Annotated in this window: 14 protein-coding genes; 8 read left to right on the top strand and 6 right to left on the bottom strand. The window is 65.0% G+C overall.

Annotated features, from left to right (window positions below; translation table 11 throughout):
- Positions 1–74: 74 nt before the first annotated feature.
- The 3 genes from J8I26_RS16855 (at position 75) to J8I26_RS16845 (ending at position 2,728) form a co-directional block, all read left to right on the top strand.
- Positions 75–782 (top strand): transcriptional regulator NanR, encoded by a 708-nt coding sequence (locus tag J8I26_RS16855; protein WP_209608265.1) that lies wholly within the window; start codon positions 75–77, stop codon positions 780–782.
- Positions 783–921: 139 nt separating this feature from the next.
- Positions 922–2,112, top strand: a complete 1,191-nt coding sequence (locus J8I26_RS16850) for an amino acid aminotransferase (protein WP_209608264.1) — start codon at positions 922–924, stop codon at positions 2,110–2,112.
- Positions 2,105–2,728 (top strand): YitT family protein, encoded by a 624-nt coding sequence (locus J8I26_RS16845; protein ID WP_209608263.1) that lies wholly within the window; start codon positions 2,105–2,107, stop codon positions 2,726–2,728. The genes J8I26_RS16850 and J8I26_RS16845 overlap by 8 nt, the downstream gene beginning before the upstream one ends.
- An 80-nt stretch (positions 2,729–2,808) precedes the next feature.
- Here J8I26_RS16845 and J8I26_RS16840 read toward each other — a convergent pair whose 3' ends face one another.
- The 3 genes from J8I26_RS16840 to J8I26_RS16830 form a co-directional block, all read right to left on the bottom strand.
- Positions 2,809–3,705 (bottom strand): NAD(P)/FAD-dependent oxidoreductase, encoded by an 897-nt coding sequence (locus J8I26_RS16840; RefSeq protein ID WP_209608262.1) that lies wholly within the window; start codon positions 3,703–3,705, stop codon positions 2,809–2,811.
- Between the two features lie 171 nt (positions 3,706–3,876).
- On the bottom strand, positions 3,877–4,320 hold the full coding sequence (locus J8I26_RS16835; protein ID WP_209608261.1) for an Rrf2 family transcriptional regulator: 444 nt from the start codon (positions 4,318–4,320) through the stop codon (positions 3,877–3,879).
- Between the two features lie 143 nt (positions 4,321–4,463).
- The gene (locus J8I26_RS16830) at positions 4,464–5,114 is read right to left on the bottom strand and encodes a winged helix-turn-helix transcriptional regulator (RefSeq protein WP_209608260.1); all 651 of its coding nucleotides are present in this window, start codon (positions 5,112–5,114) and stop codon (positions 4,464–4,466) included.
- A gap of 145 nt (positions 5,115–5,259) precedes the next feature.
- Here J8I26_RS16830 and J8I26_RS16825 point away from each other — a divergent pair, with 145 nt between their 5' ends.
- On the top strand, positions 5,260–6,711 hold the full coding sequence (locus J8I26_RS16825; protein ID WP_209608259.1) for an MFS transporter: 1,452 nt from the start codon (positions 5,260–5,262) through the stop codon (positions 6,709–6,711).
- A gap of 130 nt (positions 6,712–6,841) precedes the next feature.
- On the opposite strand, the gene J8I26_RS16820 is transcribed toward J8I26_RS16825, so the two are convergent.
- Both J8I26_RS16820 and J8I26_RS16815 read right to left on the bottom strand, forming a co-directional pair.
- Positions 6,842–7,432 (bottom strand): YigZ family protein, encoded by a 591-nt coding sequence (locus J8I26_RS16820; protein WP_209608258.1) that lies wholly within the window; start codon positions 7,430–7,432, stop codon positions 6,842–6,844.
- A gap of 32 nt (positions 7,433–7,464) precedes the next feature.
- Positions 7,465–8,364 carry a hypothetical protein gene (locus J8I26_RS16815; RefSeq protein ID WP_209608257.1) on the bottom strand — a complete coding sequence of 300 codons (900 nt, stop codon included), beginning with the start codon at positions 8,362–8,364 and terminating at the stop codon, positions 7,465–7,467.
- Positions 8,365–8,567: 203 nt separating this feature from the next.
- Between J8I26_RS16815 and J8I26_RS16810 the strand changes: the two genes are divergently transcribed.
- Entirely contained in the window at positions 8,568–9,515 is a 948-nt protein-coding gene (locus J8I26_RS16810) for a patatin-like phospholipase family protein (protein WP_209608256.1), read from the top strand.
- Positions 9,516–9,601: 86 nt separating this feature from the next.
- Here the strand turns inward: J8I26_RS16810 and J8I26_RS16805 are convergent, their stop codons facing one another.
- On the bottom strand, positions 9,602–10,204 hold the full coding sequence (locus J8I26_RS16805) for a C40 family peptidase (RefSeq protein WP_209608255.1): 603 nt from the start codon (positions 10,202–10,204) through the stop codon (positions 9,602–9,604).
- A 308-nt stretch (positions 10,205–10,512) separates the two neighbouring features.
- On the opposite strand from J8I26_RS16805, the gene J8I26_RS16800 reads away from it, so the two are divergent.
- From J8I26_RS16800 to carB, 3 genes are all read left to right on the top strand, one after another.
- The gene (locus tag J8I26_RS16800) at positions 10,513–10,920 is read left to right on the top strand and encodes a heme-binding protein (RefSeq protein ID WP_209608254.1); all 408 of its coding nucleotides are present in this window, start codon (positions 10,513–10,515) and stop codon (positions 10,918–10,920) included.
- 300 nt (positions 10,921–11,220) lie between these two features.
- The gene (gene carA / locus J8I26_RS16795) at positions 11,221–12,384 is read left to right on the top strand and encodes a glutamine-hydrolyzing carbamoyl-phosphate synthase small subunit (RefSeq protein WP_209608253.1); all 1,164 of its coding nucleotides are present in this window, start codon (positions 11,221–11,223) and stop codon (positions 12,382–12,384) included.
- On the top strand, positions 12,377–15,610 hold the full coding sequence (carB, locus tag J8I26_RS16790) for a carbamoyl-phosphate synthase large subunit (RefSeq protein ID WP_209608252.1): 3,234 nt from the start codon (positions 12,377–12,379) through the stop codon (positions 15,608–15,610). Before carA ends, carB begins: the two co-directional genes overlap by 8 nt.
- The last annotated feature ends 326 nt before the right edge of the window (positions 15,611–15,936 follow it).

Here is a 15,936-nt window from a genome sequence, read left to right as displayed (position 1 = left end):
CCAGCGATACAGCAACTCATTTCATGTGACTGATGACATGAGTTATGACAACTCCACCCGAGACGATTTTGCCCATGCCGGAACCGATACAGCGACGCAAGCTATACCAGGAAGTCCTGGAACGCCTCATGGAACGCATCCATAACGGCGATTTCCCGCCGGGCTCCCAACTGCCCTCAGAGCGCGAACTGATGGAGCAATACGGCGTGGGCCGTCCGGCCGTGCGCGAGGCGCTGCAGGCGATGGAGCGTTCCGGTTTCGTCGAGATCGCCCACGGCGAGCGTGCGCGCGTGGTCGACCCGACCGCCGATCGCCTGATCGCCCAGATCGCCGCCGGCGCGCAACATCTGCTGCGCACCAAGCCCGACATGCTGAAGCACATGAAGGAGGCGCGCGTTTTTCTTGAGACCAGCACCGCCCGCATGGCGGCCGAGCGCGCCACCGAAGAGCAGGTCGCGCGCTTGCGCCAGGCGATCGATGCGCACCGCGCCTCGATGGTGAACCTGGAAGAATTCATCGAGCGCGACATGGCCTTCCACCGCGAGATCGCCGACATCAGCGGCAACCCGATCTTCCCCTCCATCGTGGAATCGATGTTCCGCTGGGCCAGCGAGTTCTACACCACCCTGGTGCGCGCGCCCGGCGCCGAGGAGCTGACCCTGGCCGAGCACCAGCGCATCGTCGACGCCATCGCCGCGCATGACGGCGACGCCGCCGCCGAGGCGATGCGCGCCCACCTGACGCGCGCCAATCAGCTGTATCGCGAGCTCGGCCAGCAATAAGTCGTAGCGGCGATGCGGACGAGAAAGCGGCTACGGCCGCTTTTTTTCGTCCGGGCGCGCTACCATAGCGGATTGTCAGACTGCCGGCGCTGCATCGCCGCCGCATTTCATTCGTATCATTTGTTCCGCAGAGGCCATCATGTTTTCCCATCTCCCCCCGTACGCCGGCGACCCCATCCTCAGCCTGATGGAAGTGTTCCAGCGCGATGAACGCGCCAACAAGGTCAACCTGAGCATCGGCATCTATACCGATGGCCGTGGCGTCGTGCCGGTGCTGCCGTCGGTGCGCGCGGCGGCGACCGAGATCGCCCAGTCCACCACGCCTTACGTCTACCTGCCCATGGAAGGCCTCGGCAACTATCGCCAGGCGGTGGCGCAGCTGCTGTTCGGCGCCGACCTGCCGGCGCCGGAACACCTGGCCGTGGTGCAGACGCTGGGCGGCTCGGGCGCGCTGAAGGTGGGCGCCGATCTGATCGCGCGCTTTTTCCCGCAGCCCACCGTATGGATTCCGGATCCGACCTGGGACAACCACATCGGCATCTTCGAAGGCGCCGGCTTCAAGGTCGAGCGCTATCCGTATTACGACGCCGCCACTCGCGGCCTGGACTTCGACGCCATGCTGGCGAAGATCGGCTCCTTGCCCAAGGGGGCGGTGGTGCTGCTGCATCCGTGCTGCCACAACCCGACCGGCGTCGACCCGACCCGCGAGCAGTGGCAGCAGATCGTTTCCGTGATCGAGCAGCGCGGCCTGCTGCCGTTCTTCGACCTGGCCTACCAGGGCTTCGCCGAGAGCCTGGATGAGGACATCTGGCCGGTGCGCGAATGCGTGCGCCGGGGCATCGCCTTTTTCCTCAGCAACTCCTTCTCCAAGATCTTCTCGCTCTACAGCGAACGCGTGGGCGCCTTGTCGGTGTTCTGTCCGAACCGGGGTGAAGCCGCCAACGTGCTGGGCCAGCTGAAGCTGACCGTGCGTCGCAACTACTCCAGCCCGCCGATGCACGGCGCGCTACTGGTGGCGCGGGTGCTTTCGGATCCGGCGCTGGCCGCGCAATGGCGCGCCGAGGTCGAGGAGATGCGCCTGCGCGTGCGCGACATGCGCACCAAGCTGGCGGCGCAGCTGAAAACTGCGGTGCCGGACCAGGACTTCTCCTTCCTGCTGCGCCAGCACGGCATGTTTGGCTACACCGGCCTGACGGCCGCGCAGGTGGATCGCCTGCGCAACGAGTTCGGCGTGTACGCGATTGCCACCGGCCGCATCTGCGTGGCCGGCCTGAACGACGGCAACGTCGCGCGCGTGGCCGAGACCATGGCCGAGGTGCTGCGTGGCTGAGGCGCTGCTGAAGGTGCAGCCGGACGTGCGGCACCGCGTCTATGAAGATGCGCTGGCGCTGGTGGCCGGCACGCTGTTCATCTCGCTGGGGGTGAACATGTACACCCACGTCGGGCTGCTGACCGGCAGCACCGCCGGCCTGGCCTTCCTGATCCATTACCTCTCGGGGCTGCCGTTCGGGGTGGTGTTCTTCGTCATCAATATCCCGTTCTACTACTTCGCATTCCGTCGCATGGGCATGCGCTTCATGGGCAAGACCTTCTGCGCGGTGGCGCTGGTGTCGGGCTTCTCGCTGCTGCATCCGCACTTCATCGCCTACGACAAGCTGGACCTCTTCTACAGCGCCGTGCTGGGCGGCCTGCTGATCGGCAGCGGTTTCGTGATGCTGTTTCGTCACGGCGCCAGCCTGGGCGGCGTCAACGTGGTGACGCTGTTCCTGCAGGACCGCTACGGCTTGCGCGCCGGCAAGCTGCAGATGGGCGTGGACGTGGTGATCGTGCTGGCCTCGCTGTTCGTGGTCACACCCACGGTGCTGGCGGCGTCGATCCTCGGTGCGGTGGTCGCCAACCTGGTGATCGCGCTGAACCATCGTCCCGGGCGTTACATGGGGATGTGAGCGTCCCGACGATCTCAGGATTTCAGGGATGCAAAGAAAAAAGGGCGCCATGCGGCGCCCTTTTTTTCGGCAGCAGCAAGTCACTCCATGACCAGCGAGCGATGCGCGCTGACGCCGGCCATCACGCCCGAGGCCGAGGCCATGGTGCCGTTGCTGAACACCATCGCCGCGTCGCCGGCGGCGAACACCTTGGGCACCGAGGTCTGGCGCATTTCGTCGGTGCGGATGTAGGGACCGATCGGGCCTTGCTCGAAGGCGCAGCCCAGCTGCATTGCCAGCGGGCTGGACATGTGCACGCGCGGGCCGACGAATAGCGCGCCGATCTCCACGCTGCGGCCATCGGCCAGCTGCACCGCATCGATCTCCGGCGCCGTGCCGATGACAGCGACCACCGGCGTGCGCTCGATGGCGACGCCGCGCTTGCGCATCAGATCGAGCTCCGCTTCCTCCGGCTCGAACTGGCCTTGGGTGAAGTAGGTAGTCGGCCCCCAGTCCGGCAGCATGATGCCCTGGTGCGCTGACAGCGGCGAGGTGGCGATCACGCCCAGCTGGCGGTCGCGCACTTCGTAGCCGTGGCAATAGGGACAGTGGATCACGGTCTGTCCCCAGCGCTCCTGCAGGCCAGGGATGGCGGGCAATTCGTCGCGCACGCCGGTGGCGAGGATCAGGCGGTGCGCACGGAAACTGCGGCCGTCTTCCAGCGTCACGCTGACGCCGTGCTCATCGGCGGCGGCGTGTTCGGCGTGCGCCACGGCCAGCTCAAAACTTGGATAGGCCATCAACTGCTGCACCGCGATGGCGACGATCTCGTGCGGCGGCGTGCCGTCCTGGCCGAGGAAGCCGTGCGAGGCGTGGGAGAAGCGATTGCGCGGCAGGCCGGCATCGACCAGCAGCACCTTGCGTCGTGCGCGCACCAGTTGCATGGCGGCCGATGCGCCGGCAAAGCTGGCGCCGACGACGATGACATCGTATTGCATGAAAGCTCCTTTCAGGAATGCAGGCGTGAGCCTGCCCGCGCGCCCGGTGCGGCCGGGCGCGGAAGTGGAACAGCGAGAAGGTGAATCAGTGGAGCGGTGACGAAGAGACGGGCCGCCGGATACGGCCAGTGGCGTCAGTACAAGTCCATGCGCTCAGCGTCGTCAGTGAAGTCAGTGTGGCGGCGGTTGCCAGTTGTGGAAATGGGGGCCGACATCCCTGGCCAGTGCGGCCAGCGTGATGCCGGCCAGGCGCTGGTCGAGGATGCGGTTGGCTTCTTCCATCACATCGTCGAGCGCGCGGTTGACGGCGATCTCCACCAGGCAACCGGGCGACTCTTCGCGCGCGCCCAGCGTCACCAGCCGCTCGCCCAGCGCTTGTTGGACCTGCTGCAGGCTGATCTCTTCCATCGGCCGCGCCAGCGACCAGCCGCCGCCGTGCCCCTTGGTGGAGGCGACGATGCCGGCCTCGCGCAGCCCGGCGAAGGTGCGGCGGATGACGACGGGATTGGTGCCGACCCAGCCGGCGATCTCTTCCGAGGTCATCGGCGCGTCGGGGCGCTGGCCCATGTGCAACAGGATGTGCAGGGCAATCGAGAGGCGGTCGCTGCGTTTCATGTAACTTATATTATTACGTAAGTGACGCAGGGTCAAGCGACGGCGACGCCCGCAAGCCATCCGGCCGCGATAGCACCGTGCCAGTCGCTCCACTGGTACGGCATCCGGAAATCCATGGCTGGTTGCCTGCCAGCCCGCCGTGCTCACACCGGCACGATGCGATAGACGCAACGCCGTCCGCCGGCCGGCAGGTGCTCCTCGCGCGTGACGCTGGCCTTGTCGCCCACCACTTCCCGGAACAGCTGCAGCTCCGAGCGGCAGAAGCCTTGGCAGCTTTGCGCCGCGGCGCAAATCGGGCAGTGATCCTCCAGCAGCAGCCAGTCCTTTCCGTCCTTTTCCACGTGCGCCATATAGCCCTCGGCGCTGCGGATCTCGGCCAGCTTCTCCAGCTTCTTGGGCAGCGAGGCGATGCCGGCGCAATGGCGTTGGTAGTCGGCGCGCATCTCTTCCTCGCGCTGGCCGATCAGTTTTTCCAGGCCCTGCTCGCCGAACAGCTGGCGGATCGAGCCGATCAATTGCACCGTCAGCTGTGCGTGCGTATCGGGGAAGCGGCCATGGCCGGCCGCGGTCAGGTCCCAGTCCTGGCGCGGACGTCCGGCCCTGGGCGCGGCGCTGGCCTGATGCCCGGCGATCAGGCCTTCAGACACCAGCTTTTGCACCTGCTGGCGCGCAGCTTCCGAAGTCATGCCGAGCTCGCGCGCGAGCTCGGCGGTAGAGGCCGGGCCGCGCGTCTTCAGGCGGAACAGGATGCGTTCGGCGGTGGACGGGCCGGCCTGGGAAGAATCGGGTTGCATTTATTTTTCCAAGTGTTTACTTGTTAAATTAATCGGGACGATTTACCATGCCATCAAATAAGCAAACGAATGCTTGCATATTATTCCTGCAGCGGCGACTTGTCGACTGCGGGCCTGAGCCACCACAAGAAGCGAAGGGCAACAGATGACCTCCCACACCTCACCGACCGACCTGCCGGTCGATTCCCTGCAGCAATCAAGCGCCTCCTGGGGCGAGCTATTGAGCGGACGCAACGGTCTGCTCGCCGTGGCGCTGACCGGCGGCATTGCGCTGCATGCGATCAACGTGCACATCGTTACTACCATCCTGCCCTCGGTGGTGCGCGACATCGGCGGGCTCGACTACTACGCCTGGAACGTGACGCTGTTCGTGGTCACTTCCATCATCGGCTCCACCCTGACCAACAAGCTGCTCGCCGCCCTGGGCGCACGCCGCACCTACTTGCTGGGACTGGCGATCTTCGGCGCCGGCGCGCTGCTGTGCGCCACTGCCGACAGCATGATGGGCATGCTGGGCGGCAGGGCGGTGCAGGGCATCGGCGGCGGTTTGCTTGCGGGCCTGGGTTATGCGCTGATCCCGCTGGTGTTCGAGCAGCGCCTGTGGTCGCGCGCGATCGCGCTGGAGTCCGGCATGTGGGGCATCTCCACCTTGCTGGGGCCGGCGGTGGGCGGGCTGTTCGCGGCCGGCGGACACTGGCGGCTGGCCTTCTGGGCGCTGATGCCCTTGCTGCTGTTGCAGGCGGCCATGGTGGCCGGCCAGCTGGGGCCGCGCTCGGTGCGCAAGGTGGAGAGCTCGGGCGCGGCCATGCCGCTGGGCCGCATCCTGTTGCTGGCAGGCTCGGTGCTGCTGATGGCGTTGGCCGCGCAGACCGACGCCGGCTGGCAATCGATGGCCTGCGTGGCCGGCGGCGTGCTGCTGGGCTGGATGGTGATGCGCATCGACCTGCGCCATCGCGTGAGCCTGCTGCCGCGTGACGGCTACGCCACCGGCACGGTGATGGGCAAGGTGTTTGCGTGCGTCTCGCTGCTGGTGATTGGCAGCTGCACCGAGATCTTCGTGCCGTATTTCCTGCAGACGTTGCATGGCTACCAGCCCCTGGCGGCCGGCTACATGACGGCGGTGATGGCCGGCGGCTGGAGCGTGGGATCGTTGCTCAGCTCCGGGCGCGCCGCGACGACGGCCGATCGCATGGTGCGCGTCGGCCCGATGCTGATGAGCGCAGGGCTGCTGGCGCTGGCCGTGCTGCTGCCGGGCGTATGGGTCGGCGCGGGTTGGCTTGCGGATGCCTTCATCGTGCTGGCGCTGGCGGCGGCCGGGATGGGCATCGGCCTCGGTTGGCCGCACCTGATCGAACGTGCGATGCGGGCCGCCAAGCCGGGTGAGGAGAACCTGACCTCGGCGGCGGTGACGACCGTGCAGCTTTACGCCATGGCGATCGGCGCGGCGCTGGTGGGGCTAGTGGCCAACCAGGCCGGGGTGATCGCGCCGGGCGGCGTCGAGGGCGCCGGCCAGGCCGCTGCGGTGCTGTTCGCGGTGTTCGCCATTGCCCCGGCGCTGGCGGTGCGTTTGGCGCGCCGTCTGGCGCGCGCGCATTGAGCAGATATCCGCAGACAGGGAGGATGACGATGCATGCCGAACTGGACGAGATCGGATACCACCTGCTGGTGGCGGAGTTCGACCTCTTGTGGTCGCGCCGGCCGCGGCCGGGCGACCGCGAACGGATGGATCAGATGATGCGTTTGATCGAGGCGTTCGAGGCCACGCGGCGGATTTCTTCTTCCGCCTGAGCCAGCTGCGCTTGCGGCAGGCGTAGCAGCAGATGCGCCAGCGCGTCGTGGCGGCTGTCCAGCAGTTCGTATTTGTGTTGCGCCAGCCAGTGCCGCAGCTGCGGTTCGGCGGCGTAGGTGATGCCGATTTCGATCTCGGCCTGCGGCACGCGCTCGGTGCGCTCGGCGTTCTTCAACGCGGTGGCCACCGCATCGGTGTAGGCGCGCACCAGCCCGCCGGCGCCCAGCTTGATGCCGCCGTAGTAGCGCACCACCATGGCCAGCACGCCGTCGAGCTCATGGTGGCGCAGCACTTCCAGCATCGGGCGGCCGGCGGTGCCGGAGGGTTCGCCGTCGTCCGACATGCCGGACTGGCCGCCGGCCATCAGCGCCCAGCACACGTGGGTGGCGCCGCGATGGGCCTCGCGCATGCGTTCGATTTCTACCATCGCGGCCTCACGCCCGGCTACCGGCATCACGATGCCGATGAAGCGGCTCTTGCGGATGTCCAGCTCGATCTCGGTGCGTGCGGCGATGGTGAAGGTGGGCACGGGCGGCGGTTCCTGATCTCAGTCGCTCAGGCTCAGGCGTCGCCCTTGAGCAGGGCGACTTCGGCGCGCAGGCCCTGGTTTTCCTGGGTCAGTTGCGACACGCGTGATTGCAGCGCGGCGATCTCGCGGCGCAGGGTGGCGGTGAGTTCGTTCTCCTGGCCCTCGACCAGCGCGATGGCGTTGGCGGCGTTGCCGTCTTCCACCTTCGGCGCGCGCGGGGTGCGGGTGGCGGCCTTTTGCTCGCGCACTTTCTTGGCGGCTTCGCGCAGTTCTTTCTTGCCGCCGGCTACCGCGCTGACCTGGTCTTCGCTGGGCAGCGAGGCGACCGCGGCGGCGGCGTTGATGGAGATGGCGCCGGTGCGCACGGCCTCGACCAGCTCGGGTGCTGCGGTCTTGCGGATGCGGTCGATCTGGCCGACGGTGGCGCTGCTGATGCCGGCGGCGCGGGCGATGTCCTCGCGCGTCTTGATGGGGCCGGTGGTGTCGTCGGCGTGCCAAGGCGGATCGCCGGCCTCGCTTGCCGGCGCTGCGTCCGTAGCCCCGTCCACGGCTTCGGTCAGCGCGTGTGCGCCGTCATCGACCTTGGGCGGTTTGCCGGCGGCCTTGGTGCGGGCGGCCATGATGTCGCGCTTGCGCAGCGCCAGCATGCCGCGCTGGAAGTCGGACACGCTGCGGCGGCCGAGCTGGTTGTCGATCATCCACAGCAGCACGTCGTCGAGCGACTTGAAGCTTTCGTTCTGGACGGTGTTGAAGGGCAGTTCGTACTTGCGGCAGATCTCGTAGCGGTTGTGGCCGTCGACCAGCACTTCGCCCCACAGCACCAGCGCATCGCGGCAGCCTTCGGCCAGGATGCTGCGCTCCAGCGAGGCGTACTCGTTGGGGGTGAGGGGATCGATGTACTTCTGCAGTTCTTCGTTGATGACGATATTCATTGGGGCATCGTTGTGTCGCTGGGGCCGGGGCCGCATTCTACACCAGCGGGCAGCGCGGCCCGGACGCCGGGGCGCGCGCGCCGCTTGCAGTAGAATGTGACGCCGCTTGCCGCCGTGAGCTGCGTTCGCCGTCGTCACGCGCAGCGGCGGTTCGAGCGCTTGTCTATCCTGTATTGCCCGTATTCATCAGATCATCCACGTTCATGCGTATTTCTTCGCTTCGCCGCACGGCCTGTGCCGCCATCGTCTCCACCTTCGTGCTGGCCGGTTGCGGCACCACCACTTGGTTGCAGGGATCTTCCGACGGCAAGCCGGCCGATAGCGTCTCCACCACGCCGGCGCCGGTCGCCAGCACGCCCAAAAAGGTTCGTATCGGCCTGGCGCTGGGCGGTGGCGCGGCGCGCGGATTTGCCCATATCGGTGTGATCAAGGCGCTGGAGTCGCAGGGCATCGATGCCGACATCGTGGCCGGCACCAGCGCCGGCAGCCTCGTGGGGGCGATGTACGCGGCCGGCAACGACGGCTTCGCGCTGCAAAAGCTGGCGCTGGCGATGGACGAGGCCACCATTTCCGACTGGTCGGTGCCGTTCTTCGCCAAGGTGGCGGGGGTGTTGAAGGGCGAGGGTGTGCAGAACTACGTCAACAAGACCCTGAACAATCTGCCGATCGAGAAATTCAAGATCCCCTTCGGCGCGGTCGCGACCGACCTGAAGACCGGCCAGCCCATCCTGTTCCAGCGCGGCAACCCGGGCATTGCGGTGCGCGCGTCCTCGGCGGTGCCGGGGGTGTTCCAGTCGGTGAAGATCGGCGACCACTATTATGTGGACGGCGGCCTGGTGGCGCCGGTGCCGGTGCGGTTTGCGCGCCAGATGGGGGCGGACTTCGTGATCGCGGTGAATATCTCCGCGCAGCCCGAGGCGCAGGCCTCGTCGTCCTCGGTGGACGTGCTGCTGCAGACCTTCGCGATCATGGGGCAGACCATCAACCAGTACGAACTGAAGAACGCCGACATCGTGCTGCAGCCGGTGCTGGGGGCGATGAAGGGCAGCGACTTCGCCAGCCGCAACGTGGCCATCCTGGCCGGCGAGCAGGCGGCGATGGCGGCCATGCCGGAGATCAAGCGCAAGTTGAAGGCGATGGCCGGCAACTGAGCCGGCGCGGCTGACTCATTGCTGATTCGCAGAAAGCAAAAAAGCCGCCCTCGGGCGGCTTTTGTCTGGCTGGAACCGGCGAAGGCTTACTTGCCTTCTTCCTCGTCGGCGGCGATGCGGCGCGCGCCGTTGAAACGCTTCTTCCAGTAGGACTCGTCCATGCTCTCGATGCGCACCTGGCCGCCGGAGGAGGGCGAGTGGATGAACTTGCCGTCGCCCAGATAGATGCCGACGTGCGAGAAACCGCGGCGCAGGGTGTTATAGAACACCAGGTCGCCCGGCTGCAGATTGTCCTTGCCGATCTTTTCGCCCACGCGGGAGATTTCCAGCGAGGTGCGCGGCAGGTCGGTGCCCCATGCTTCCTTGAACACATAACGCACCAGGCCGCTGCAATCCAGGCCGGTGTCGGGGGTGTTGCCGCCGTAGCGATAGTTGATGCCCAGCATGGCCAGCGCCTGCGTTGCCAGTTCGGAAGCGCGGTTGGTGATGTCCTGCAGACGCGCGATGGCGAGGTTGGTCTTGCTGATGAGCTGCTGGGCTTGCGGGGATGTTGCTTGGGGAGGAGGGAGATCCTGTGCCGCCAGGGAGAGGTCGGCGGAGAAGGCCTGTGCGCTGATCAGGAGTCCGGCAGCGATCGCACACGCGCGGGCGGTGTGTCGTCGTAGTCGATCAGAGCGGCGCTGGGTCATCAGAATCCTCTCACAAAGTAGGATTGCGGGACTGTAAGTGAATTCTTACGCTGTGTCAAAAGCTAATTTCCTGAAAAATTGTCATAATTGCACCGTTCGCGGGGCTAAATCGGGGCTTCGGGTGGTATCTCCCAGTAAGTGTTTCTCCTACAAGCGGCTGAAATTTTTTTTGAGCTAAATGATTTACGCAGGGATGGCCGCCCATGCCGCCGCGCTTCAGTTAAAAACTCTCACCGACGCGCTTGGTGCCAAATCGTCTTTCTCGCCGTACAATCAGCGTTCAAATTTTTGAGCATACCGGAGCAAGCATGCAAACCAAACCTTACCTGACGCTGGATGATGTCAAGAAGATCGCCGCCGGCGCTGAAGCCGAGGCCCGTGCCAACAACTGGAACGTGGCCATCGCCATCGTCGACGACGGCGGCCACCTGCTGTGGCTGCAGCGCATGGACGGCACCGCGCCGATCTCCTCGCAGATCGCTCCGGGCAAGGCGCGCACCGCTGCGCTGGGCCGCCGCGAAAGCAAGATCTATGAAGACATGATCAACAACGGCCGCTTCTCCTTCATGAGCGCCCCCGGCCTGGACGGCCTGCTGGAAGGCGGCGTGCCGGTCGTGGTCGACGGCCAGTACGTGGGCGCCGTGGGTGTGTCCGGCGTCAAGTCCTCCGAGGATGTGCAGATCGCCAAGGCCGGCATTGCCGCGCTGGGTCTGTAATATTCCCGCTTCGCCGGCGGCTGCGGCCGGCCGGCGAATCCTGCCTATTGCGTCCATCTGGACGCATCTCGCAGCAACTTTCGGCGATCATCGATTTGCCGGAGGGAGCCTCTTGCGCTATAATTACGCGGTTTAGCCAATTTAATTCCGCCGTAGCGCATACCCATTCTCCACCTCGTTCCTTACAGGCCACAAGCCAGCTCCCGTACCGAATGAGTCGGGGAGTTCGCGCCGGCCGGTTTGGCGCGCCAAGGATCTTCCGGTCATCCAGCCGCGGCGGTAACATCTCAGGAGTTACCCTTGCTGCCTCTTCTTTCCGGTCCCGCGATCCCAGCGGTTCTCGCGCTCGCGGACGGGTCCGTCTTCCAAGGATTTTCTATCGGCGCCGAAGGCAATACCACTGGCGAAGTGGTGTTCAACACGGCCATGACCGGTTACCAGGAAATCCTGACCGACCCCAGCTACAGCCGCCAGATCGTCACCCTCACTTATCCGCACATCGGCAACACGGGCGTGAACCGTGAAGACGTCGAAGCCTCGCAGATCCACGCCGCCGGCCTGATCATCAAGGATCTGCCGCGTCTGCTGTCGAACTTCCGCAGCCAGCAATCGCTGTCCGATTACCTGAAGGAAGGCAATATTGTCTCCATCGCCGGCATCGATACCCGCAAGCTGACCCGCGTCCTGCGCGAGAAGGGCGCCCAGAACGGCGCCATCGTGGCCGGCGAAGCCAACATCGAAGCCGCCACCGCCAAGGCGCTGGAACTGGCGCGCGCCTTCCCGGGCCTGGCCGGCATGGACCTGGCCAAGGTCGTGTCGACCAAGAAGGCTTACAACTGGACCGAGACCGAGTGGCAACTGGGCCGCGGCTACGGCCAGCAGATCACCCCCAAGTTCCACGTGGTCGCCTTCGACTACGGCGTCAAGTACAACATCCTGCGCATGCTGGCCGAGCGCGGCTGCAAGGTCACCGTGCTGCCGGCGCAAGCCACCGCAGCGGACGCGCTGGCGCTGAATCCGGACGGCATCTTCCTGTCCAACGGCCCCGGCGATCCGGAGCCTTGCGACTACGCGATCGCGGCTTCCAAGGAGCTGATCGAGCGCGGCATCCCGACCTTCGGCATCTGCCTGGGTCACCAGATCATGGCGCTGGCTTCCGGCGCCAAGACGCTGAAGATGAAGTTCGGCCACCACGGCGCCAACCACCCGGTGCAGGACCTGGACAGCAAGCAGGTGATGATCACCTCGCAAAACCACGGTTTCGCCGTGGACCAGGCGACCCTGCCGGCCAATTGCCGCGTCACCCACGTCTCGCTGTTCGACGGCTCGCTGCAAGGCTTCGAGCGTACCGACAAGCCTGCTTTCTGCTTCCAGGGCCACCCCGAAGCATCCCCTGGACCGCATGACATCGCCCCCCTTTTCGACAAGTTCGTGGCGATGATGGAGAAGAAACAAAATGCCTAAGCGTACCGACATTAAAAGCATCCTGATCATTGGCGCCGGCCCGATCATCATCGGCCAGGCCTGCGAATTCGACTACTCCGGCGCACAGGCCTGCAAGGCATTGCGTGAAGAAGGCTTCAAGGTCATCCTGGTCAACAGCAATCCTGCGACCATCATGACCGACCCGGAAATGGCCGACGCCACCTACATCGAGCCGATCACCTGGCAAGCGGTGGAGCGCATCATCGCCAAGGAAAAGCCGGACGCGATCCTGCCGACCATGGGCGGCCAGACCGCGCTGAACTGCGCGCTGGACCTGCATCGCCATGGCATCCTCGACAAGTACAAGGTCGAGCTGATCGGCGCCACCCCGGAAGCCATCGACAAGGCTGAAGACCGTTCCAAGTTCAAGCAGGCCATGACCAAGATCGGTCTGGGCTCGGCCCGTTCGGGCGTGTCGCACACGATGGAAGAATCGTGGGCGGTGCAGAAGACCATCGGCTTCCCGGTCATCATCCGTCCGTCCTTCACCATGGGCGGCACCGGCGGCGGCATCGCCTACAACGCCGAAGAATTCGAAACCATCTGCAAGCGCGGCCTGGAAGCTTCGCCGACCTCCGAACTGCTGATCGAAGAATCGCTGATCGGCTGGAAGGAATACGAGATGGAAGTGGTGCGCGACAAGGCGGACAACTGCATCATCGTGTGCTCGATCGAAAACCTCGACCCGATGGGCGTGCACACCGGCGACTCGATCACCGTGGCGCCGGCGCAGACGCTGACCGACAAGGAATACCAGATCATGCGTAACGCCTCGCTGGCGGTGCTGCGTGAAATCGGCGTGGACACCGGCGGCTCCAACGTGCAGTTCTCGGTCAACCCGGCCGACGGCCGCATGATCGTCATCGAAATGAACCCGCGCGTGTCGCGTTCCTCGGCGCTGGCCTCCAAGGCCACCGGCTTCCCGATCGCCAAGATCGCCGCCAAGCTGGCCGTGGGCTTTACGCTGGATGAACTGCGCAACGAGATCACCGGCGGCGCGACCCCGGCGTCGTTCGAGCCGTCGATCGACTATGTCGTGACCAAGATCCCGCGCTTCACCTTCGAGAAATTCCCGCAGGCCGACAAGCACCTGACCACCCAGATGAAGTCGGTGGGCGAAGTGATGGCGATCGGCCGCACCTTCCAGGAATCCTTCCAGAAAGCCCTGCGCGGCCTGGAAGTGGGCGTGGACGGCATGAACGAGAAGACCACCGACCGCGAGACCATCGAGGAAGAGCTGGGCGAACCCGGCCCGGACCGCATCTGGTACGTGGGCGACGCCTTCGCGCAAGGCTTCTCGCTGGAAGAAGTGCACGGCCTGACCCACATCGACCCGTGGTTCCTGTCGCAGATCAAGGAGATCGTCGACATCGAACTGTGGCTGGAAAAGGACGTGGCGCTCGAGTCGCTGGACAAGGCCACCCTGTTCCAGCTGAAGCAGAAGGGCTTCTCGGATCGTCGCCTGGCCAAGCTGTTGAAGACCACCGACACCGCCGTGCGCGAACAGCGCAAGAAGCTGGGCGTGCGTCCGGTCTTCAAGCGCGTCGACACCTGCGCGGGCGAGTTCTCGACCGACACCGCGTACATGTATTCGACCTACGACGAAGAGTGCGAATCCAACCCGACCGACAAGAAGAAGATCATGGTGCTGGGCGGCGGTCCCAACCGTATCGGCCAGGGCATCGAGTTCGACTACTGCTGCGTGCACGCGGCGCTGGCGATGCGCGATGACGGCTATGAAACCATCATGGTCAACTGCAACCCGGAAACCGTCTCGACCGACTACGACACCTCCGATCGCCTGTACTTCGAGCCGGTGACGCTGGAAGACGTGCTGGAAATCGTCGACAAGGAAAAGCCGGTCGGCGTAATCGTCCAGTACGGCGGCCAGACCCCGCTGAAGCTGGCGCTGGACCTGGAAGCCAACGGCGTGCCCATCGTCGGCACCTCGCCGGACATGATCGACGCCGCCGAAGACCGCGAGCGTTTCCAGAAGCTGCTGCAGGACCTGGGCCTGCGTCAGCCGCCCAACCGTACCGCCCGTACCGAAGCCGACGCGCTGCGCCTGGCGCAGGAAATCGGTTACCCGCTGGTGGTTCGCCCGTCTTATGTGCTGGGCGGCCGCGCGATGGAAATCGTTCATGAGCAGCGCGACCTCGAGCGCTACATGCGTGAAGCCGTGAAGGTCTCGCATGATTCGCCGGTGCTGCTGGACCGCTTCCTGAACGACGCCATCGAAGTGGACGTGGACTGCCTGTCCGACGGCGAACGCACCTTCATCGGCGGCGTGATGGAGCACATCGAGCAAGCCGGCGTGCACTCGGGCGACTCCGCCTGCTCGCTGCCGCCGTACTCGCTGTCCAAGGACACCATCGACGAACTGAAGCGCCAGACCGCCGCCATGGCCAAGGGCCTGAACGTGGTCGGCCTGATGAACGTGCAGTTCGCGATCCAGCAAAGCGAAGTCGACGGCAAGACCGTCGACACCGTGTTCGTGCTGGAAGTGAACCCGCGCGCGTCGCGTACCGTGCCGTTCGTGTCCAAGGCCACCGGCCTGCAGCTGGCCAAGATCGCCGCACGTTGCATGGTCGGCCAGTCGCTGGACAGCCAGGGCATCAAGAACGAAGTCGTGCCGCCTTACTACAGCGTCAAGGAAGCCGTCTTCCCGTTCGTCAAGTTCCCGGGCGTGGACACCATCCTCGGCCCTGAAATGAAGTCGACCGGTGAAGTCATGGGTGTGGGCAAGACCTTCGGCGAAGCCTTCGTGAAGTCGCAGATGGGCGCTGGCGTCAAGCTGCCGACCTCGGGCAAGGTGTTCCTGTCGGTGAAGAACAACGACAAGCCGCGCGCCGTGCAAGTGGCCAAGGATCTCGTCGCGCTGGGCTTCTCGGTGGTCGCCACCAAGGGCACTGCGGCTGCGATCAACGCCGCCGGTATTCCGGTGACCACCGTCAACAAGGTGGTCGAGGGGCGTCCGCACATCGTCGACATGGTGAAGAACAACGAAATCGCCTTGGTGGTCAATACCGTTGAAGAAAAGCGCAACGCAATTGCCGACTCCGGTGCGATCCGTACCTCGGCGCTGGCCGCGCGCGTGACCACCTTCACCACCATCGCCGGCGCTGAGGCGGCAGTGGAAGGCATGCGCCATCTGGACACGCTGGACGTCTACGATTTACAAGGCCTGCATAAAGCTATACACTAAACCCACAACACGTTGGATTGCCGGCTGGAATTGAATTGACGCTGGCAAGCGCAGAGGGCATCTGAGCAATCGATGCCCTCTCTGACTTTTAGAGTCGCTAACAAGAGAGTGATGGCATGTACCGCCAGCAGTTTCTTGTTAGCGACTCGTAGGGCGACTCCCTGCGGCCACAACATGTTCAATGTTGCAGGGCAGATCCGTCCGGGGGCCGCTAACAAAATCCCGCCACCGCCTATCGTTCTGGATGAATCGGACGGCGGTATTTTGTTAGCGGCTCTGAGGCAGGCGCGCGTGTTGTTGAAGAGCTGACGGAACTTCTGCAGCAG

Origin of the sequence: Herbaspirillum sp. LeCh32-8, from assembly GCF_017814915.1 — a bacterium.
In the GTDB taxonomy this organism is placed as follows: domain Bacteria; phylum Pseudomonadota; class Gammaproteobacteria; order Burkholderiales; family Burkholderiaceae_D; genus Herbaspirillum.
Note: the sequence above shows the minus strand (reverse complement) of the source record. Positions and strands in the feature narration are given on the sequence as shown.